General features: G+C 39.1%; 21 protein-coding genes. 5 read left to right on the plus strand and 16 right to left on the minus strand.

What is annotated here, in order from left to right:
- Positions 1-19: 19 nt before the first annotated feature.
- From AC27JP_RS15215 to AC27JP_RS15290, 16 genes are all read right to left on the minus strand, one after another.
- On the minus strand, positions 20-1,246 hold the full coding sequence (locus tag AC27JP_RS15215) for a class I SAM-dependent methyltransferase (RefSeq protein ID WP_487116585.1): 1,227 nt from the start codon (positions 1,244-1,246) through the stop codon (positions 20-22).
- Positions 1,246-2,160, minus strand: coding sequence for a DUF1365 domain-containing protein (locus tag AC27JP_RS15220; protein ID WP_487116587.1), 915 nt, complete (start codon positions 2,158-2,160; stop codon positions 1,246-1,248). The genes AC27JP_RS15215 and AC27JP_RS15220 overlap by 1 nt, the downstream gene beginning before the upstream one ends.
- Positions 2,153-3,436 carry an NAD(P)/FAD-dependent oxidoreductase gene (locus AC27JP_RS15225; protein WP_487116589.1) on the minus strand — a complete coding sequence of 428 codons (1,284 nt, stop codon included), beginning with the start codon at positions 3,434-3,436 and terminating at the stop codon, positions 2,153-2,155. Before AC27JP_RS15225 ends, AC27JP_RS15220 begins: the two co-directional genes overlap by 8 nt.
- The gene (locus AC27JP_RS15230; protein WP_487116591.1) at positions 3,433-4,176 is read right to left on the minus strand and encodes an SDR family NAD(P)-dependent oxidoreductase; all 744 of its coding nucleotides are present in this window, start codon (positions 4,174-4,176) and stop codon (positions 3,433-3,435) included. The genes AC27JP_RS15225 and AC27JP_RS15230 overlap by 4 nt, the downstream gene beginning before the upstream one ends.
- Positions 4,176-4,652 carry a nuclear transport factor 2 family protein gene (locus tag AC27JP_RS15235; protein WP_487116593.1) on the minus strand — a complete coding sequence of 159 codons (477 nt, stop codon included), beginning with the start codon at positions 4,650-4,652 and terminating at the stop codon, positions 4,176-4,178. Before AC27JP_RS15235 ends, AC27JP_RS15230 begins: the two co-directional genes overlap by 1 nt.
- A gap of 50 nt (positions 4,653-4,702) precedes the next feature.
- Positions 4,703-6,088: a deoxyribodipyrimidine photo-lyase gene (gene phrB, locus AC27JP_RS15240; protein ID WP_487116595.1), complete on the minus strand. Its 1,386-nt coding sequence runs from the start codon at positions 6,086-6,088 to the stop codon at positions 4,703-4,705.
- A gap of 40 nt (positions 6,089-6,128) precedes the next feature.
- Positions 6,129-7,088, minus strand: coding sequence for a YbgA family protein (locus AC27JP_RS15245; protein ID WP_487116597.1), 960 nt, complete (start codon positions 7,086-7,088; stop codon positions 6,129-6,131).
- Positions 7,089-7,100: 12 nt separating this feature from the next.
- Entirely contained in the window at positions 7,101-7,790 is a 690-nt protein-coding gene (locus AC27JP_RS15250) for a ChrR family anti-sigma-E factor (RefSeq protein WP_487116599.1), read from the minus strand.
- A complete protein-coding gene (locus AC27JP_RS15255) occupies positions 7,783-8,409 on the minus strand; it encodes a sigma-70 family RNA polymerase sigma factor (protein ID WP_487116601.1) in 627 nt (208 codons plus the stop codon). Before AC27JP_RS15255 ends, AC27JP_RS15250 begins: the two co-directional genes overlap by 8 nt.
- 100 nt (positions 8,410-8,509) lie before the next feature.
- On the minus strand, positions 8,510-9,091 hold the full coding sequence (locus AC27JP_RS15260) for an LON peptidase substrate-binding domain-containing protein (RefSeq protein WP_487116603.1): 582 nt from the start codon (positions 9,089-9,091) through the stop codon (positions 8,510-8,512).
- Positions 9,092-9,234: 143 nt separating this feature from the next.
- Entirely contained in the window at positions 9,235-11,421 is a 2,187-nt protein-coding gene (locus tag AC27JP_RS15265) for a fasciclin domain-containing protein (protein WP_487116605.1), read from the minus strand.
- 325 nt (positions 11,422-11,746) lie between these two features.
- On the minus strand, positions 11,747-12,298 hold the full coding sequence (locus AC27JP_RS15270) for a DUF3833 domain-containing protein (protein WP_487116607.1): 552 nt from the start codon (positions 12,296-12,298) through the stop codon (positions 11,747-11,749).
- Positions 12,295-12,912 carry a chalcone isomerase family protein gene (locus AC27JP_RS15275; protein ID WP_487116609.1) on the minus strand — a complete coding sequence of 206 codons (618 nt, stop codon included), beginning with the start codon at positions 12,910-12,912 and terminating at the stop codon, positions 12,295-12,297. Before AC27JP_RS15275 ends, AC27JP_RS15270 begins: the two co-directional genes overlap by 4 nt.
- A complete protein-coding gene (locus AC27JP_RS15280) occupies positions 12,902-13,429 on the minus strand; it encodes a DUF2878 domain-containing protein (RefSeq protein ID WP_487116611.1) in 528 nt (175 codons plus the stop codon). Before AC27JP_RS15280 ends, AC27JP_RS15275 begins: the two co-directional genes overlap by 11 nt.
- A gap of 118 nt (positions 13,430-13,547) precedes the next feature.
- Positions 13,548-14,480, minus strand: a complete 933-nt coding sequence (locus AC27JP_RS15285; protein ID WP_487117005.1) for a hybrid sensor histidine kinase/response regulator — start codon at positions 14,478-14,480, stop codon at positions 13,548-13,550.
- Between the two features lie 85 nt (positions 14,481-14,565).
- Entirely contained in the window at positions 14,566-15,066 is a 501-nt protein-coding gene (locus AC27JP_RS15290) for a lactoylglutathione lyase family protein (protein ID WP_487116613.1), read from the minus strand.
- A 94-nt stretch (positions 15,067-15,160) separates the two neighbouring features.
- Here AC27JP_RS15290 and AC27JP_RS15295 point away from each other — a divergent pair, with 94 nt between their 5' ends.
- The 5 genes from AC27JP_RS15295 (at position 15,161) to AC27JP_RS15315 (ending at position 21,305) form a co-directional block, all read left to right on the plus strand.
- Complete coding sequence (locus AC27JP_RS15295; protein WP_487116615.1) at positions 15,161-16,036, plus strand: LysR family transcriptional regulator; 876 nt, start codon at positions 15,161-15,163, stop codon at positions 16,034-16,036.
- A gap of 194 nt (positions 16,037-16,230) precedes the next feature.
- Positions 16,231-16,767 carry a hypothetical protein gene (locus tag AC27JP_RS15300; RefSeq protein ID WP_487116617.1) on the plus strand — a complete coding sequence of 179 codons (537 nt, stop codon included), beginning with the start codon at positions 16,231-16,233 and terminating at the stop codon, positions 16,765-16,767.
- Entirely contained in the window at positions 16,767-18,536 is a 1,770-nt protein-coding gene (locus AC27JP_RS15305; protein WP_487116619.1) for an OmpA family protein, read from the plus strand. Before AC27JP_RS15300 ends, AC27JP_RS15305 begins: the two co-directional genes overlap by 1 nt.
- Before the next feature lie 110 nt (positions 18,537-18,646).
- Positions 18,647-19,162: a Rab family GTPase gene (locus tag AC27JP_RS15310; RefSeq protein WP_487116621.1), complete on the plus strand. Its 516-nt coding sequence runs from the start codon at positions 18,647-18,649 to the stop codon at positions 19,160-19,162.
- Complete coding sequence (locus tag AC27JP_RS15315; RefSeq protein WP_487116623.1) at positions 19,146-21,305, plus strand: putative bifunctional diguanylate cyclase/phosphodiesterase; 2,160 nt, start codon at positions 19,146-19,148, stop codon at positions 21,303-21,305. Before AC27JP_RS15310 ends, AC27JP_RS15315 begins: the two co-directional genes overlap by 17 nt.
- The last annotated feature ends 9 nt before the right edge of the window (positions 21,306-21,314 follow it).

The raw sequence follows: 21,314 nt of genomic DNA on the forward strand, positions 1-21,314 counted from the left end.
TACTGCAAAAAACGTTAAGCTACTTTCTAGCCACTAAATGCACTGCACTGGTAGACCGCTCTATAAATGCACCTTCACAATAAGCAAAATAATATAACCACAGGCGTTTAAACTGCTCATCGTAACCAAATGGCGTCAATTCTGACCAAGAAGCCAAAAAGGCTGCTCGCCAATGTGCTAAAGTTTTTGCGTAATCTAAACCAATATCGTCAATGATCTCAGTGACTAAATCAGTATGTTTAGTTAAATTTTCAGACAATACGGTAATAGAAGGCAAAAAGCCACCAGGGAAAATATAGCGTTGAATAAAATCAACATTATATTTATAGTATTCAAAACGCTGGTCAGCGATGGTAATTGACTGGATCAGTAACTTACCACCTTTTTTCAGCCGTTGATTACATTGTTGAAAAAAGCTCGGCAAGTATTCGTAGCCCACCGCTTCAATCATTTCAATGGAAACCAACTTATCGTACGCACCGGTAAGCTCTCGGTAATCTTGCTTTAACAAGGTTATTTTATCGCTTAAGCCTAATTGCTCAATACGATTTTTAGCATATTCATGCTGTGCATCTGATATGGTGGTTGTCGTTACTTTACAGCCATAATTTTGCACTGCATAAATTGCTAAGCCGCCCCAACCTGTACCTATTTCTAATAAATGGTCACTTGCTTTAAGCTCTAAACGCTGGCAAATAGTTGACAGTTTATGCAGCTGAGCTTGTGCTAGATTAGTTTTTTCATCTGGATAAATCGCAGATGAATACATCATTTCAGGATCAAGAAAGCGGGTGTAAAGTTCATTACCTAGGTCATAGTGCGCAAGAATGTTCTTTTTAGAACCGGCTTGGCTATTACGATTACGGCGATGCAGCAAAGCGTACTTAAGCTTTGTTAACCAAGGCTTTCGCTGTTCAAGCGCATCGGTTTGTTGCTGTCCGCGCGCGAATATCCGTATCACTGCCGTTAAGTCAGGACTACTCCACTTACCGGCAATATAAGCTTCGGCTGCACCTATGCTGCCGCCTTTGACAAAATCACGATAAACACTAGCATCATGGATATTAATACGACCCTGTATTGAGTCACCATTTACAACTTCAGGAAAAAGAAAATGCTGGCCATTGTCGATTATTTCAACTTGCCCATATTGCAATTTTTCCAATACTGAAAACACGACATTACGACAACGTTTATCTAGCCAATTAGCTGGTTTTCTTATTTTTAATCCTGAAACTTGTTCCACTACTCCACTCCTGATTTATAATTTTTTGCTTTAAGTGACGCTACTGATGATGTTTTAGTTACCGTTGATTTGAGCTCCGTCGGCTGGCCTTTTTGATAGCCGATAAAGGGTATACGTTTGACAAACAGCTTTAGTGCTTGCCAATAGATACCCAGCACTATTTTTAATGTCATCGCTGGTAAATTGCACCACAGTTGCCAAAACGCTTTGCTAGTAAATGGCACTTTGCTTAAATTCATCGTGGCATCAAATATTTTCTGTTTGCTATTCGCTATACTTTCATCCTCTTTGCTTTTGTCATGATTATCACCATTAAGATGGTTTTCGATACGGATAAATAATTTATCGCTATTATCCATCGGCGGTATGAACAACCATTGATAACGCATGTGCAAATCCATAAAAGGTGAGACATGAAAATTTTTATTGGTCATATGTGCTACAGAATTTTCATCGTTACTAATTTGGCCTAAAGGCACTAAATAATAATGCCGTTCATTCCACGGCGTGTTACTCACTTCCACCAATACTTGCCGACAATTTTCATCAGCGTCATAGCAAAAGTAAAAATTGGCCGGACTAAAATAAAGCCCTAAACACCGCACTTGAACCAACATGGTAATGCGACAAATGTCTGCCATGCCATCTTCACCATTCGACAAAGCGGCTACTTTATTCTTTATACGTTGCTTTAGGCAGTCGGGTTCACCTTTGAGATAATCTTTTTCTTCAAATCTCAATAAGTTGAACCAAGAAAAACCAAATATGCCTTTCGGGCGTTGTTTGCTTGCCATCTCGTCAACATCTAAGGCCAACATATACAGCTTATAGGCGAAACTATGCGCTTTAGGGCTAAAGCGTCGGTGGCTAATTTCGCCACGATAAATATAACTATGTTGCGATTGCTCAGCCATACCGTTGCTTCACTTCACTTTGTTGTAAGTAACAATCAAAGCGTTGTGCAACATCAACCGCACTCCTAACGCCATCTTCATGAAAACCGCTGTACCAATAAGCACCAACATAATGCGTATGCTGTTTGCCGCAAATATCCAAACGTTGACCTTGGGCATAAATAGAAGCCGTGGTAAAAACCGGGTGATGATAGGTAAATTCTCGTATTATTTTACTCGGCTCAATATCTTCTCGCTGATTTAAGGTCACGCAAAAAGTATGTTCACTATTTAGCCCCTGCAAAATATTCATATTGTAGGTAACGCTGGCAGGCTTAGTACGGTTTGAACTTAATTGATAATTCCAACTGGCCCAAGCTTTTTGTCTTTTCGGTAAAAGCTTGATATCAGTATGCAGCACGACTGAATTTTCACTATATGGCATAGCGCCCAGTATTTCCTGTTCTCGTTCACTGGCATCATCAAGTAATGCTAGGGCTTGATCAGAATGACAAGCAAAAACTACCTCATCAAATGATTGCACCTCGTCATTAGTAAAATGTAATTGTACCTTGTCATTTTGACGGGTAACCGCAGTAATATCGGCATTAACATGAATATTGTCAGCAAATGATTTACTCAATGGCGCTAAGTAGCTTCTTGAACCACCAGGAATAACATACCATTGCGGGCGGTCAGCAATATTGAGTAAGCCATGATTATGAAAAAATTTAACAAAAAAATGAAATTGAAATTGTTCCATTTGCTCTAAAGAGCTAGACCAAATAGCCGCCCCCATAGGTAAAATATAATGCTCTGCGAAATAGTCGCTAAAGTTATTTTCTTGTAAAAACTCTCCGAGAGTTAATGTTTCACTGTAGTTTTTCTCTTGATAGTTTTGCTTACATAACTTATTAAAGCGCAGTATTTCTTTCACTAGCAACCAAAATTTTGGTTTGACGATATTGCGACGCTGAGCAAAAAGTGTGTCTAGGTTATGACCATTGTACTCCAAGCCGGTGTCGATATTGTGCACCGAAAAACTCATTTCGGTTGCTTGTTTACCGATACCAATTTCATCCAACAAGGCCAAATAATTTGGGTAGGTTTTATTATTAAAAACAATAAAACCAGTATCAATGGCGTACCATTTATCGGCAACTTCGACATCGACAGTCGCGGTATGGCCACCAATATCAGCGCCTTTTTCAAAAACACTAACATGGTGTTTTTTTGATAATAAGTAGGCTGCGGTTAAGCCAGAAACACCAGCACCTATAACGGCAAATCGCTTCATACTTTGTTGCTCCTTAAAATAATACCTTGCCAAACAAAGTCGGGACATAAGGCCAGTAGCTTCAACGCTACGGTTAACCTTTTCGGAAAATGTAAATATGATTTTCGGGCACCAACCCCTTGGTAAATACGACTAGCAGCTTGTTGGCTAGAAAGTAAAAATGGCATAGGAAAATCATTTTTATCGGTTAATGGTGTTTTGATAAATCCAGGGTGTACTAACGTCACCGCAATGTTTTCTGCTTTTAGGTCGACCCTTAAGCTTTTTGCTAAATAATCTATTCCGGCCTTTGAAGCGCCGTATGCCTCCGCGCGAGGAAAAGGCAATAATGTTGCACTAGAGCTGACAAAAACAACTTGCCCGCCAGCAGAAACTTTCGGCAGAAAGTGTTCTAGTAAATAACCTAACGACTGTAAGTTTGTCGCGATAACACTAGCAAATAATTGTCCGTCAAACTTTTTAACGTCATCAATGTAACGACAATCGCCAGCATTGAGCATTAAAATATCAATACCGTCAATCTGATTAAGTTTATTAGCCGCTTGAGCAACTTGTTCATTATCAGTGATATCAAACGCTAGCGGGATAACATTGTTATTGCGTTGTGCATATTGCATTAGTTTTTCTTGATTACGACCACACGCAATAACTTGATAACCACTGGCGGAATAATGATTTAGTAACGCCTCACCAATACCCGAGGTAGCGCCAGTAATCAAAATGGTACGCTTAGTGTTCATTACCTTGTTGCCCTATTTTTAAGCCAAGAAATGATGCGACCCAATAACGGTATTTGTTCATAGAGCATGGCACCTAAATCGAGATAATCATGATGATAAATAACTTTATCGTCGACGCCTTTAATATGCGAACTCCCTTGCACATGGACAATTTTACCGCCATTCAAACGCGGGTGTTGATAGCTCATTTTCCAGTACACTGCCGCTTCGTTACCTTGCTCAAGCACATGTTCAATTTTAAATTCACAATAGCTAAGCTGCTGATAGAGTTGGTCAAAATAGTGCCTTAAATTATCAAGACCCATCAGTTGATGCATAGGATCAGTAAAGACAACATCTTGATGATAAATATCAGCGAGAAGGTGTAAATTGTCAGTCGAGAGCTTTTGATAAATATTAATAAAGTTAGCCAACCAAAGCGCATGTTCAGGGGCATGATTAAGCTCTTCAATTGCTTTAATTTCTTGCTTTGACATAAGTACTCTTATTTAATTTCCGCATTAATCCGTTTACGCATTGGCAACAACTATCGATAAAATTCAATAGCGGCTAATCGAGCAGTTTTATGTTCGACAATGGCTGGCCAGTAAATGGCTAAATTTTCCTTGGCAATATATGCATGTGGAAAGTGAATCTGCTTACTTGGTACATCCGCCAGCTCTGGTAAATACTTACGAATGAATTCACCATTTGGATCAAACCTTTCACTTTGTCTAATCGGGTTAAAAACACGAAAATAAGGTTGAGCATCACAGCCCGTACTCGCAGCCCATTGCCAGCCGCCATTATTAGCAGCCAAGTCACCATCAATAAGTTTTTGCATAAAGTATTTTTCACCCCAGCGCCAATCGATTAGTAAGTGCTTGGTTAAAAAACTTGCCACGACCATACGCAGGCGGTTGTGCATCCAGCCCGTTTGGTTAAGTTGCGCCATTGCGGCATCGACTAGCGGATAACCGGTTCGCCCTTCACACCAGGCACGAAAGTATTCAGGGTTATTTGGCCAAACAGTGGTGTTGTATTTATTGTTGAAGCATTGATGTTTAGATAACTTTTCTTGGTGAAATATTAAATGCCGATAAAACTCGCGCCAAATAATTTCATTTAACCAAACAAATTCATCACTATCTGCGGCAAGTAAAATATCAGGAAAACGCTGGCTCATTAACACCAAAAGATACCTTGGACTAATGGCACCAATAGCTAAATAAGGCGAAAGGCCAGACGTAGCTTTAATGGCAGGAAAATCACGTTCTTGTCCGTAATGCTGCACTTTATTTTGAAAAAAAGTAGGAATAACCTGTTGCTCTACTTGTTCTGCTAATGGCCAAGCCTTTGACTCACCAGTGCAAGTAAGAGGTGCTAACAGCGCTGCTAAAGCATGGTTTTGGCCTGGTATCGTTGGTTTACCTAAGTAGTTGAAACCGTGCTGTTTTACATAAGAAAGCCAAGCACATTTAAATGGCGTAAAGACTTTATACATATCACCGGTTTTGTTGAGTACTTTACCTTTTTCAACAATAACATCACTTTCAAATAAGCGCAGCGCGACACCTTGCTCTACACAGGTTTTGTCACGCAGGTTTTCATTCACTTCTAACTCTTTATTGGCAACCACTTCGCTAATGTTATGCTGATGGCAATAGCACTTTAAAAATGCAACTTGCTCTGAAAAATCATCACAGTATTCCACTTGCAAAACAATGTTTAGCAACAACAATTGTTGCGCAAGGGCATTAACATGGCGCTTAATTAAATCAATTTTAATCGGTGACCAATCATGCGCTTGCCATTGTTTTTCACTAACAAAAAAAACAGCCTTACCAACTTCCGAGTCACTTTGTTGCTCAAGGAAGTAATGTAAGGCTGGATTGTCATTTATTCTAATGTCGTTGCGAAACCAAAGTAACAAAGATTTTCCTTAGCGGCTAAAAGCCTAATAAATAAGTTTATTAGTATCCGTAGCGTAACTTAAGCTCGGTTGGGTAAGGGTCTAAATAAGCCTGTTGCGCTATATACGACTTAGGGTGTTGTAATAAATAATGCTTTATCAAGGTTAACGGCACCATTAATGGCATCAGGCCAGTACGGTATGCATGAATATGCTCTGAAAGCTCTTGTCGTTGCACTTTATTCAAATCTTTAGAAAAGTAACCTTGAATATGCAATAAGGTATTAGCATGATTTTTACGGCTTGCTTTCAGCTTTAATGCTGTCATTAACCCCAAAATATATTGCCCCGCCATCTCATCCACAGCCAAATCAGCCCTTGCTAACAATCGTCCCAATGTTTTATAGGCCACAAGGTTATGACTCATCAAGGTATATTTATACTGGGCGTGAAAGTTCATCAGCTTATGCTTGCTAACACCTGATGCTACTAGTGCTTGCCAGCGACGATAGGCATAAACACGAGCAACAAAATTTTCACGAATAATCGCGTCATTAAGTCGACCATTTTCTTCACAAGGTAATAACGGGTTAGCTTGCATAATTTCATTAGAAAAAACACCGACACCATGAGCTTGCAGTTGATTCCCTTCTGGCGAGTAAACTTTAACGCGTTCCATGCCGCAGCTCGGGCTTTTAGCACAGAAAATATAACCACTGAGATTTTTCGACATGCTAGCAACTTTTTTGCCGTAGGCCTTGATGGCTTCGGTAACATCACCTGAACCATCAGGACGCGAAACTTTGATCATGTACTCATCTTTGATCAAACGTATAGTTGGTCTAGGCACGGGTAAACCTACCGCCACTTCAGGGCAATAGGCTTTAAAGGTCACATGTTGACCTAACTCATGCATGCAGAAGTTTGACGGTTTATTACTGGCGTCAAAACGAACTTTTTCACCATTTAAACAAGCACTAATGCCGACAATAATATCTTCTTTTTTGAATTCTTTAGACATAACCATCTCCAACTAATAGATGAAAGAGCCAATAGGGTTTAGTAACTTATTGATGCCCTGTGTAAAGTGCAGTGAGTTGTTAGCAACGGTGTAACACAAGCAACCATGCTCTGAAACCGGATGATGTTGATGACGTTTATCCAACATTATAAAGTCGCCTGCCACATACTCTCCTTGCTCATCAGTAAACGAACCTGCCAATAATAAGGTTAACTCAAAGCCATTATGAGTATGTTCGGGTACAGAGCCTCCGGGATCAATGTGCAATAAACTGGTATGAATTTCACCTTCATCTAACTGCAAACGCGCTCTTGATAATTTACCAATTTGAGCCGTTTTACCTAATTCAACATTACGTATCGCTTTTGGTAGCACATACTGGCTACCTTTAAATTCGATAGCTTGCTCATTGTTCTCTATTTTTACAGATTCAATTTCGTCAGAAGCGGTAATTTCATCAATAATGCTATCAAAGTCTAATTCTGCAATTTCAGCCATATCTTCTGCATCATCAACAACGAATTTATGTAAGAAGTTTTGTTCAAAACTGGCTTCAGCAACTTGCTCGGTCAATTGGTTGATTTTTTCTTGGCATTGAGAACACATATCAGCATGAATCGCAATGCCTGCCGCTAATGAAGCCGGTAAGTCACCATTAACAAAGCTCTGTAATAACTCAAATTTAGGATGGTGCTTAATCATGTTGCTCTCCTAGTTTGCTCTTAAGTTTGCCAAGCGCGAGTCGAAGCCGCGATTTTACTGTTCCCAATGGCAAATTAAGATGCTCGGCAAGTTGCTCTTGTGACATCTCTAAAAAGTAAAAACCTTTCACTACTTGCTGCTGATTTTCAGGTAATGTCTCAATTACACCTTGTAAATTACGGCTTTGAATATGGTCATTAAAAGTATCTTCTTCAGTGTTCATGGACTCTGCAAGCGGCCAAATATCATCACTGAGATTATCTTCTTTATTGGCTTTTACTTTACGTAACATGTCAAAAGTAACATTACGCATTATGGTATAAACCCAAGTTGTCGCTGCGCCTTTGCTGTCGTCAAATAAGTGCGCCTTACGCCAAACGTTGGACATAGTGTCTTGTACAACTTCTGCCGCTTGCGCTTGGTTATTAAATTTACCTTGGGCAATACGCTTTATTTTAGGGGCAAAAAACTTAAACACCGCGGTAAACGCTTGTTTGTCTCGGTTAACAGCTATTGATTTAAGCCATTGACAAAGTTGAGGATGATCGATTTTATTAGTCATGTTACTAGGTGTAACAGCTGCTTGACGACTTGGCAACTCTGATTGAACAGACGGCATAACGTTTATCCATTATTTCCACTTAATACGCTATACGCATTGATATTAGGAATAGATCACATTTTTTTTAATCTTTTTTACTGACTTTTAAATATCTTGGTTAATTTTGCTTATTTTCTTCTGAAAGTATAATCCCCTGGATAAACTGCATAGCACGATAAAATGAGTCAGGCGCAATAAAAGCACTCTTTTCTTCAAGTTTTACCGGCAGTAACTCTAACCAACGAGCCACTATCCAGCTCGCTTGTTGAAAGTACTTATCGGCGTACAAAACATCTAGCTCACTGTTGTTAATAAAAACCTGTTTTAATGATGTCGCCATTTTCTCGCTAGTTGCGTCGACACTAATATCTGGCCAGTGCTCTCGGCTACTGACTTCACCATGATGTAATTGGTCTTTATCCTGCTGCATCTTATTGATATCGACTAAACATTTACAACGAACATCAATCAATAGCAGGCCGTTATCACTTTGGTCAAAGTCAATAATTTCCACCCAACTCCCGGTCATCAAATCAACTGACTTAAGTGTTTTAGCTGTAGGTAAAATAACAAAGCCATTATTTTTCATCGCTAACGAAACCATTTTTAAATAGCGCGCTTCAAAAATACGCAAGCGAGTAATGCCTTGTGGCAGCAGAAAAATGGGCAATGGAAAAATAGGTAAATTGATTGTTGGCATAAAATTAAAGTCGATACTGCGAATGAACTGATAACGAGTTATACGTGACCAAGCAAAAAAACGATCAAAAAAAAGCCCCTATACTAAGAAGCAATAGTAAGGGGCAAAAGGACACAGCAATAAATTGATAGGTTAAGTGCTTATTAATCCGTGATAACAGTGTCAATAACGTGGATAACACCATTGGTTGTATAAATATCGGTAACAGTGACATTAGAGCCTTGTACCTGCAACGCCACTTGTTCTTGTGACACCTTCCACCAAACATCATTTACGCCTTGGCCATTCATATCACCCGATTGAGTATCGTCAGCATATAAATACAGTGGGCGCCCTAGATAAGTTACTTGCATGCTACCATCGTCACGCATCACCATCGACAAGCCTTTAATGTTGTCAACTTCACTATCGGTTACCAGCACTGGTGGCCAGTTGCTTGCACACTCGTCATTACAAGTACTTCCTGCCGTGCCTAAGTCGTTGTCAAATACATATAAGGTGTAACCATTTTTACCTGAATTCATACCGCCAACTAATATTTCGGCGGCGCTGTCATAGGCCACTTCGTCATTACTGGCATTGCTTGTTTGACTAAAATTGACTAAAGCCACGGCAATATTTTCACTGCTAGCTGCCTCTACCATTGCGCCATTAGCTGCGAAGGCTGCCAATGAGTTAACCTCAGCGCCGCTGATCACATGAGTTAACAACACATTAGTTAATGCACTAGTATCGGCAAGTAAAGCAGTTAGCGCGGAAGATTCTATTTTTGCAAAAGCAGCATTAGTCGGCGCAAATACCGTAAAGGTAGCACTTTCATCTGCGAGAGTGTCCACTAAGTCGGCAGCGGTTAAGGCCGCTACTAAGGTAGAAAAGTTGTCATCTGCCAGGGCTACATCGACAATACTCATGGTCGACTCAGCTTTTACTGTTGGCGGTAAGATAACTTGATCGACGACATGTATAACACCATTGTTAGCCATCACATTAGCTGTTGATACAGCAGATTTGTTAATAAAAAGTGCAGCGTCGGCTAATGATAGCGTCGCCATTTGTTCATTCGCCATGGCAACCATTTTGTTGTCTGATTGGGCAATAGTAGCGGCAGCATCTTGCAATACCGCAGCACCAGATACTACGTGATAGAGTAAAATATTGCTTAAAGCGTCGGGGTCAGCCAGTAGCGCATCAATAGTTTCTTGCCCTAAAAGCGCAAAAGCAGCGTCCGTTGGCGCAAATACGGTAAATTCTTCGTCAAGGTTTGCCAATACAGTCTCTAAACCCGTTGCTTGTAGCGCTGCAACTAAGGTTGTGAAGCTGCCGTTATTAACCGCTACCTCAACTATACTATTAGTCGGTGCTGGTACTTCAACATCAGCCACCACCACCATATCAATCACATGAATGACGCCGTTATTAGTGTATATGTCTTTAACGCTAATATTCGCACCGCCAAACATTAAGCTGTCTGTCGTGCTATTAATGGCAACGGCGATTTCTGCCCCTGACAAGGTTTCAGCTGACATACCATTTAATGTATATGCGCTCACAGAAGGCACTTCACCGGCAACAACATGCTGCAATAAAATGCTTGTTAAGGCATCGGTATCTGCCAATAAAGCGGCAATAGTGTCAGCGCTAATTGAAGCAAATGCAGCATCGGTTGGGGCAAATACGGTATATGATTTGGTTTCATCGGCGAGTGCGCCATCAAGCTCGGCAACCTGCAAGGCCGTAACTAAAGTGGTGAAATTTCCTGCGGCGACTGCAGTTTCAACAATATTCATTGTTGGTTCGCCTTTATCCGCAGGAGGAAGCAGCACAGCGTCAATAACGTGAATAATACCGTTATCGGCTTGAATGTCTGTCATGGTGACGGTAACGCTATTCACCAGCAAGTTATCGCCATCAAGTGATAAACCAACGTTATCACCATTTACCATCGCGACTGTCATGCCCGCACTTGCAATCGCTGCCGCGGCGTCAACCTCACCACTAATAACATGGTAGGTCAAAATATCGGACAAAGTGTCTATATCAGCAAGTAAGGCGTCAATGGTATCTTGACCCAACAGTGCAAAGGCATCGTCTGTTGGCGCAAACACAGTAAAGCTGCTTGCTGTGTCAGCTAACGTGGCATCTAATCCTGTTGCCTGCAAAGCCGCAACAAGTGTTGTGAAACTGCCATTTGCTACGGCAACATCAACAATAGTGTTAGTAACTGCGGGAGGTGGTGTAACTACCGTGACCTTTTTATCATCGTCATCGTTACAAGCTTGTAAAAATAACAAGCTTATAATGGCTATTCCTAATACTTTTAAATTTTTCACCTGTTTACCCTCTTTTTTATACGCTTCTTTTAATTTCAGCTAGATCTACGCGGTTAAAAATCAAACAGATCATAAATAAAGTGAATAAAAGTATTTATTTTTATTAGATGATCTGTACCGTAAATTGCTGCGTATTAACGTGGTCGGGTTGCGCTAAAAACGCTATGTAAGAGTTGATTGGCCAGTATATTGCGAGTATCTAAAAGTAATCATTGATAAGTTAGGATGAGAGGCTAGTAGCAGAAAGCTAATGAAGTTTAAGTTTACCTAATAATGACTCATTAAAAGCCATGCTGTAATGAGTTGCCAATAAATTTCTAGTATTTTATAGGCATTTTTTAACGGCTGATTGTTTGTCAAAAAATAAGGTGATTTCGGCAAGTGTAACGCCAAACTTTTTCATTTTGGTGCGATTAAATACACGGTATTGATCAACTTGATACATCCAATCATCAAGCGAAAACTGTATCTCATCACCGTCAATGGGCACCAGTAGCTCATACTGCCATTGAAAGGCAAAGCCAACTTGTTGACCAAAAGCTTGTCCAACAACATCTTCGGCGCTGCCCTGATATTTACCTTGCACAAGTTTCGTCAACTGCCAATTACGATAGCTTATCTCGCCATCAGCAAAATAAAACACTTCTTTGAGTTCACCTTTATTGTCTTGCCATTGTCCGTTTAGTTCTACACAAAAACGCCGAGTGACATTGTCGGTATAATCTTGCACCATACCCCAGGCTATAAGGTTACCGGTGAAATAGGTTTTTATGTCGAAGCTTGGTGATCTTGCTTGATAGTCTTCTAACTGCGTTGTACAACTCGACAATGACAATACCATCAGCAATAACAGATTGAATTGGTACATCCTACTCATATTAATTCCCCGAGTAATTGTTGGCGTAGTTTTGGCTCGCTGGTATTTTCATCTAACCAAATACGCAGAAATAAATCAACGAACTGCTCACTTTCAATTTCACCGACTTTTTGCTGATTAAAGTAAAACACGGTAGTGGCAGTATTGGTGAGTAAAGTGAGTTGATCGCCGGCTTTAATATCTGGCCAGATACTTTCTAGTGCTAGCAAGTAAGGCATATATTGCTCTTCATCTATCGCTAAATGTTGCCACTGAGCAAGGGTATTATCTAATAGTTCCTGTTTACTGATGTCACGTAAATATTGTATTTCAAATATCGAATGTTGACAGTGACCACTTAGTGGCAATTTGCCGTCAGAAGTGAACAATTTACTTTCATAAATATCCCAAAAAAGTATCGAGAGTTTAGCCTGACCTAATAATTTGAAGCCTTCCATTTCGCGCTGCTTAAGCAACTTTATGTTCTCATTGGTAGCCATTTTAAATAACGGGCAGTTACTGGCGGCGACTGCAGTGTCGTGCTTTATGTCTGCCGCGTAGCTTGATAAATACATGCTAGAACATAGCGTTAGTAGCCAAATTAATGTACCTATACTTAATCGCTTATCGAACATAATGTTCTTCCTCGATAAAAAGTCCGTCACTAATTGTAAAAATGAGCACCATTAAAGGCCCCCATAAACAGGCAAGCAACAGGTAGCTAAAGCCAAGCGATTGAGTTAGGTAAACCACTGAAAAGTTTGCACCGGCCAAGTAACTTAACGGCGCAAAAACTCCACCCAGCAGAATTTGTCGCATTTTCGACGACGCTAAAAAACCTAAACTATGTCGAATGGTGGCTGCGAAGCAAAACCAAAGGGTGATTAACCAAAAAGGAATATGTTGAGTGTCAGGAAAAATAAAAAAGCCTGAATATACTAAAGTGCTATCGAGTAATACCCCAGTAACAGCCACAATGACAATAAGTGGCAGCTCGTTTTTTTCTGCCTGATAATACAGGTGCAGCATCAGCAAAATTAAAGCAGCTGGAATAAAAATATTACCGAATAAAATCAGACCAAACCAAGTTAAATTGAAGCCAACTAAATTAACTAGGTTCGACTTATTCACCAACGTTAATAAATTTTTCATCGCTCATTATCATTACGTTTATATTAAGCTGTTATACGTAGTCACGCTGAATTTAGATTAATCAATTGATGAATATTAAATAGAGTATGTGTAATAAGTGCTTTCTCAACCTTAATACTTAGCTGACTTTACTCAGGGAAATGATGACTCGGGTTTCTCCACTATCAGCCTGCAACTTTATAGCACCCTGACAAGCATTAGCAATAAGTTTGGCCGCATAAGTGCCTAACCCCGTACCAAACTCTTTGCCCTTAGTGACATATTTTTCAAAAAACTCGTGCTTAATTTCTGCTGGAACTTCACCTAAATTAAAAATTGTTATTTCCATCATTTCACTTTTTACCGACTCAAAAAAAGCTACCGTTGCGCCGCGAGGAGCAGCTTCTATGGCATTAATATACAGTTCAGTAAACATGGTTCTTAGTAGTAAAGCATCGCCTTTTATTCTAATACCTCGAGAAATGTGATTATCAACTTGCAGCGATTTACTAAACTGGTCTCGGCTATATTCTGTGATAATGTCAGCAACTAAGCTGTGTAATTCAATCGCTTCAAGGTGAGGTCGAAAGTATTTATCTTCTAACTTTAAAATAGTATTCAAGGATTCAACGATTTGACTGATATTGCGGGTTGAAAGAGCAATCGACTCCATTTCCATGGCTAGTTGCTTACTACTTAAGCTACGCTGGCTTACCCGCTGCACCGCCCCTTTTATTTTACTAATGGGTGAGCGAATGTAATTAAACAGTATGCGGTCAACATTCTCTTTCAGCTCAAACTGATGAATGTGTTGATTAACTCGTTGATCAAGTACTTTAAAGCCATCCATTTTTGGCATCATAACATCAAGCAAAATAAGATCAGGAGGCGAGTTTTTGCAGATATGCAGTGCTTTAAAACCATCTAAGGCAAACTTCACCCTCGCAAACGCTTTTACACATTCGCTGGCGACTTCAATGTTATTTCTCTCATCATCAACAATTAATATTGTAGCGCGAGTAATGAAGAACTTATAAATGCTAACTTTATCACCGACACTATGATTGCTGATTAATCGCCTTGCACAATAAACCTATAACTATTGGCTCATTGTGCAGCACATTCACATTTTATCCGCTTTGAATAAGCGCTATATTTTAATAGGCGCCAGCAGCATAAGTTAGCTCATAGCTATGGCTGTAAATTTCAAGAATATTGCCAAATGGGTCTTCCATATAAATCATACGGTATGGCTTTTCGCCTGGATAATAATAGCGAGGTTTTGCCATGCGCTTCTTACCGCCAGCAGCAACAATTTTTTCAACTAACTCTTCAAGATTCGGATCTTGAACACAAAAATGAAATACTCCAGTTTTCCAATACTCAAAATTATTTTCTGGATTTTGCTGATTTTTAAATTCAAATAACTCAACACCAATGCGATCACCAGTCGACATATGGGCAATTTTAAATTTTTCCCAATTGGCACCAAAAACATCGGTACACATTTCGCCAATAGCACTATCATCTTCCGTTATTTCTATTGGCTGCATAATTAAATACCAACCTAATACTTCGGTATAAAATTTCACGGCTTGTTCTACACTTGGCACTGATATTCCAATGTGTGAAAACGTTCTTGGGTAAGCTTTGCTCATATCAATTTCCTCTTTAATCTTGATAGGAAAATTATAGAACAGGTGGTAAAGTATAAAAAATTATCATTTATTATAAATATAAGTACATTTTGTTATGATGAATCTTGCCTGGTTAAAAACCTTTTGCACGCTTGCGGATGTGGGGCATTTCACCCAAACGGCTGACATTCTTTTTATGACTCAATCTGGGGTCAGTCAACAGATAAAAAAATTAGAGCAACATTTACATACTGAGTTGTTAATTAGGGAAGGCAAATCTTTTTCTTTAACCCCCGCCGGCAACAAACTTTATCAACAAGGAAAGCTACTTTTAGAAAATTTTCAGGTTTTAGAGCAATCACTGGTAGAAAATGATCAATTTGCTGGCACAATAAAAATCATGTCGCCCGGCAGCATTGGCATAAAACTCTACCCTTATTTACTCGATATTCAACGTCAACATCCGAAATTAATTTTTCAATATCAATTTGCGCCAAATAACAGTATTGAAAATGCCATCATAAACCATCAATGTGATTTAGGGTTAATGACCATTGACAGCCACCAGAGCCATATTCATAGTCGTCATATTGCCAGCGAAAACTTAGTGCTAGTTACCGAGAAAAATCTCTCGCAATGCGATTGGCAACAGTTACTTAACATAGGTTTTATTTCCCACCCTGATGCTGCTCACCATGCCAACAAGCTGTTAAGTGAAAATTTTAACGAATTTCAACATGTAGAACAGTTTAGACAAGTTGGTTTTTCTAATCAGATCCACTTGATACTTGAGCCTGTATCTCGGGGAATAGGCTTTACGGTTTTACCAATAAATGCCGTCAGAGCATTCTCAAATCAATCAGCCATCCGAATACATCATTTAAAAACCCCCGTCAGCGAAGCCATATATCTCTGTGAAAACCGAGCGGTCTTTAAAAGTAAAAGCCAATTATTAGTAAAAGAGCTGGTAGAAAAATACTTAAAGAATTAAATCTCGACTTTCTTCTGCCTAGCAATGTTTATCGCGCTATAGCACTCGTTATCAAAACCAACCCATATTTAAAATCAGAGTTTTCTGGCAAGAGCTTGGTTTATAACAATTAAAATTATAGAAAACAGGCAGTTTTAAAATTTTAGGTTACACTAAATTGAATAGATGAATCTATTTAACATGGAATATTAGTAATGCCTAATAATAAAAACATTAAAAAGGAACAACAGCAAAGTAATCCCGCGCTTGATGAGCTTGGCCAACTTAGACAAATTGTTTTTGGTGAAGCAGAAAAACAGCTACAAGCGAAAATTTCATCAACTCGCGCAGACTTGGAAAAAGCCCTCAGCAAGCAGAACGACAATATCAATCAACGTTTTAATAATTTTCAGCAAGCTATTGATGAGCGCTTTGAAGCATTAGATCAGCGCCTTTGCCTATCAGACAAAACTCATGATGATAATGACACTACTATCCAAAATGATTTAGCAAATTTAGCATCCGAACAGGAAATGTTTGCCACATCAACTTTACAAGACTTTAAAAACATCGAGCAATCACTGGATAATGAGAGTCATGCCCTGACCAAAAGTTTTAATGAGCAAATCGAACAATTAAAATCGCACCTCGACGATGTCTCAAAAGAACTGAGTTCATCTAAAACCGATAGAAAAACACTTGCTAACTTGCTATCAACCATGGCAACTAATTTAGAAGATGACCAGCTATAATGGCCATAGAGACAACAAAAGAACCACTTGAGTCTAACCAGCAAATAAAGCAAGTACGAAAAATAATACTCGGTGAAGAAAATCACTTAGTTACAGAAAGTATTAGAAAAGAAGCTCGAACTATTGTAACTGACGTCGTCACAGAAGCGCTGCATGACCGACAAAAAAAAGACAGTTCAGTTAACAAAATATTACAGCTGCTAATAGAAGACTCAGTTCAAGACTCAGTAACCCACAACAGTGAACGCTTGATCAGTTCGCTATATCCGCTCGTTGGTAGTTTAGTTAGAAAATCTGTTGCTGCTTTTCTTAGTGACTTTATCGAAAAAACAAACCAGTTACTCGAAAACAGCCTAACGATAAAGGGACTAAAGTGGCGCTTCAAAGCATGGCAAGCTGGGGTCAGCTTCGCCCAGTATGCTGCATCACAAACCTTCGTATACCGTGTTGAACATGTTTTTCTTATTCATCGAGAAACAGGTCTGCTATTAAACACTATTGCGCTAACTGACCATGGAAAAAGTGACGCCGATATGGTCTCGTCGATGCTATCAGCGATTAATGATTTCGTTGCCGATTCATTCCTAGCAAATGACGATGGTCAAAAAGAACAGCTGCAAAATGTCAGCACCGACAACTTCAACTTACTGATTAAGCCAGGGCCAAGTGCCCTAGTTGTTGCTGCAGTAATAGGAAATCCGCCTCAACAACTGAGTGAGCAATTACAAAAAACGCTGGAAAACATTCACCACCTTTATGTCGATGAACTCAATAATTTTGATGGCGACGATCGCCACTTTGCCAATGCAGAAAGCTTACTTCGCGACTGTTTATTGTCTGAACACAAAGTGGAAAGTAACAACAAAAGAAAACCTTGGCTGGCCATTGCGGCATTATTTATTGCCTTTATTTTTATCGGTTTTCAAATACTCAGTTGGTCGAAAAGCCAACAGCTGCATGAAGAATTAATGCAATTAGAAAATGAGCCGGGCATTATTATTCGCAAACTAACCATTAATAACCTAGATAATATTGAGGTCGATATTTTACGGGATCCTAGTGCAATAAATATTGCACAGTGGTTAGAAAGTCATCATTTTGATGTTAAAAAATTCAGTATTTTAGAGCGAAATTATCATTCATTGTCGCCACAAATCTTGTTATCTCGAGCCGAAAAAATCATCGGTTCTTTCCCTCATGTAACATCAACTTGGCAAGAAAACTCGCTATCTTTAGCTGGTAAATTAAGCATTATTGAATCAGAGCAATTATTAAGCAAGCTAGCCGTTGCCGGCTTTACTGAAGGGCTAAATTTAAATACTGAGAATTTACAGTTAATGTCAACTCACCAAATAGCCACAAGTAGGCAAGTTAAGCAGCAACTTTTTGATGACCTCATCGGCAGAATTTCCTCTACACAACTCAATTTTCCGGTTGCCGGCGAGAAAGTCACGGCTCAGATGCAAGTGCCATTAACGCGTATTTTTCAATATATTCGCCAATTAGAGCTTTTAGCCGATGAGCTTGACATCAATATTGGTTTGTTAGTTATCGGTTGCAGTGACAATACCGGTAATAAAATCACCAATAAAGCATTGAGTCTAAAAAGAGCCGAAAATACAGCACAAACATTAATTGATAAGGGTTTGAGTAAAGACAAAATTTTTACCGCAGGGCTCGGGCAAATAGATATTAAAGTGATTAAAAATACCGCAAGAAAAGTCATGTTCAATGTGATATATATAAATAAAGCACAGCCCACTAGCTAAAATAGTGGCGATTATTCAAAGAAATAAATGCAAAAAACTAACTTTAGTATTTGCTGTGGTTTGCAACGTAAATCAAATAAGAAAGCTTAGCTGAAAATGGAGATGACGCTATGATTCAAAAAAAGATTTGCCTTTTAGGTGCATCAAGCGTCGGAAAAACAAGCTTGGTCAAACAATTTGTTGAGGGTATCTTTAGTGAAAAATACCAGACAACAATTGGTGTTAAAGTTGATAAAAAAGCCCTGATAGTCGATGACGATGAAATTAATTTCATGTTGTGGGATATCGAAGGGAACGATAGATACAATGTTTTTGAAGAAAGGTACCTACGCGGCGCTGCTGGCTTTATTATCGTTGTTGATCAAACACGTGCCTCATCGTTGATTGAAGGGTTAGATATTCACACCTTGGCTAAACATGTCACCTCTTGCCCCGCAATACTTGCAATAAATAAAAGTGATTTACCGTCTACTTGGCATTTATCCTCGCAAGAACAAGAGGCGTACGACGATCTTTTCGATCTACGATTTAACACAAGTGCAAAAACTGGCGAGCAAGTAGAAAATATGTTTTTAGCATTGGCGGAGCTATTGCTTAAGGACAAGAAAAATGACATCACTACTTAATAAAGTACTCAATGCGCTTGATCACGTTGTTTTGCAAGTGCTAGATATCAATACCGGCGAAGTAAAGCTAGTCGCTGGTGAAGGTAAATGGATTACCGAGCTTTTTCCAGCATCAACTAATCAACAAAGCTTTATCATTAAAGAAGAAACGCCTTTTTTATTGGATTTTTTGGTTGATGCAAGATTAATATGGCAGGCCCCGCACGATGGTAAAATTCGTTCTGGACTATGGACAGAAATTACCACTAGAAATACTGAATTACACTTAGAAGCGACTGCAATTAAGCAACAGCATGAAAATATATTGTTGATAACCAACCAGTTAGAAGACTATCAATTTCAACAAAAGACCAAGCAACTAGCGCGCGAAATTCTGCTCTCGAATGATCGTTTATTTTTACAAAACGAGTATTTGCAAACCCGTTTACGCTCTATCTTAAATAAGCCCCCCGAGCAGGATAATATTATTTTAACCTTGACTAAGGTTATCGAAAATGCAGAATTTGCCGTTATTATTACCAAAGGTGATTTCTCTCCTATTATCGAAAACTCAGCCGCATTAAGCCTTTTTGAACAATGTTCATATACCAGTTCACTGCCGTCTAGACCAATCGATATCATCACCAAATTGATGAAAAATCAATTGCCTGAATTTGAGCGCATCATCACAACTAAATCCAGCTGGGAGGGCGAGTTATGTTGGATATCTCCACCATCAACTTTGAAATGGTTAAAAATAGGCTTATATCCGGTAAAAAATAAACTCAACGAACCAGAAAGCTGGATAATTTTTGTCAATGACATCAGCACAATCAAACACTTAGTACAGCGTAATGAAAAGCTTGCTTTGCAAGATATGCTGACTGAATTGCCCAACCGTTTTTCTTTTTGGCAAACATTAGAGCAACAAATTGCCACCCGCAATCCTTTTTATCTGCTCTATGTCGACATCAATGAATTTCGCCGTCATAACGAATTTTACGGGCACCAAGAAGGTGATAAGTTACTGGTTGAATTCGGTAAACGGATTAAAAATGTCATCAAAGAATCAGACTTTATTGCCCGAGTCGGCGGTGATGAATTTGCCATTATTCTGACCAATATTGCCGATCAAATCTCATGTGAACAGGCAATACAACGTATTATTGAAACAATAAATAAACCTTTTAATACCAATAAATCAGAAAGCTTTCATGTCAGTGTCAGTATCGGCGCAGCAAATTTTCCAAATGATGCAAAAAGCGTTGAAGAGCTGATGAAATTTGTCGATTTAAGTGCTTACAATGGCAAGAAAAATAAGAAGAATTCTTTGCAGTTTTATTCTCAGTCCATCAAAGATGCATCACATCAGTTAATAAAAATTGAACAAGAATTAAGACACGCGATTAGAAATGAAGAGTTTGAATTATATTTACAACCCATCGTCGATTTAAAAACCAATGCCATTACCAAAGCAGAAGCGTTGATCCGCTGGAATCATCCTGAAAAAGGCTTGGTCACCCCTGAGCAATTTATCACTATCGCAGAGAAAAGTGATTTAATCATCACCATCGGTGAATGGGTAATAAATCGTGCATGTCAGCTCGTGAAGAAAATAAACCGACAAGGCTTTAATATCACCATTTCGGTAAACCTATCCCCTGCTCAGGTCATTGATGCCAACTTATTTTCATACCTGCATCAGTGCATAATAGAATATCAAATCGAGCCATCATTATTAGAATTAGAGGTGACTGAGGGAGTGCTGGTTGATGATTATTCAAAAGCAAGAAAGTTACTTAGCAATGCCCGAACTATTGGCATGACCGTCTCCGTTGATGATTTTGGCACAGGTTATAGCTCATTAGCTTACCTTAAAAAGCTGCCATTAGACTTTTTAAAAATTGACCGCTCATTTATCAAAGATATTGTTAACGATGAAAACGACAAGGCAATAGTACGTGCGGTTATTGCGATGGCACATAACCTCAATTTATCTGTGACTACCGAAGGTGTGGAAACTAAAGAGCAGTTGAAATTCCTGATAAAAAATTCATGTAACTCTGTGCAGGGCTATTTATTTAGTCGCCCAATACAGCTCGACGCTTTTATCAAACTTATTAACGAGCAAGCATTGCAAGACAATATAAGTACTAAGCTGTAATGAATAAAA

This window comes from Colwellia sp. SU-HH01172 (assembly GCF_057553355.1).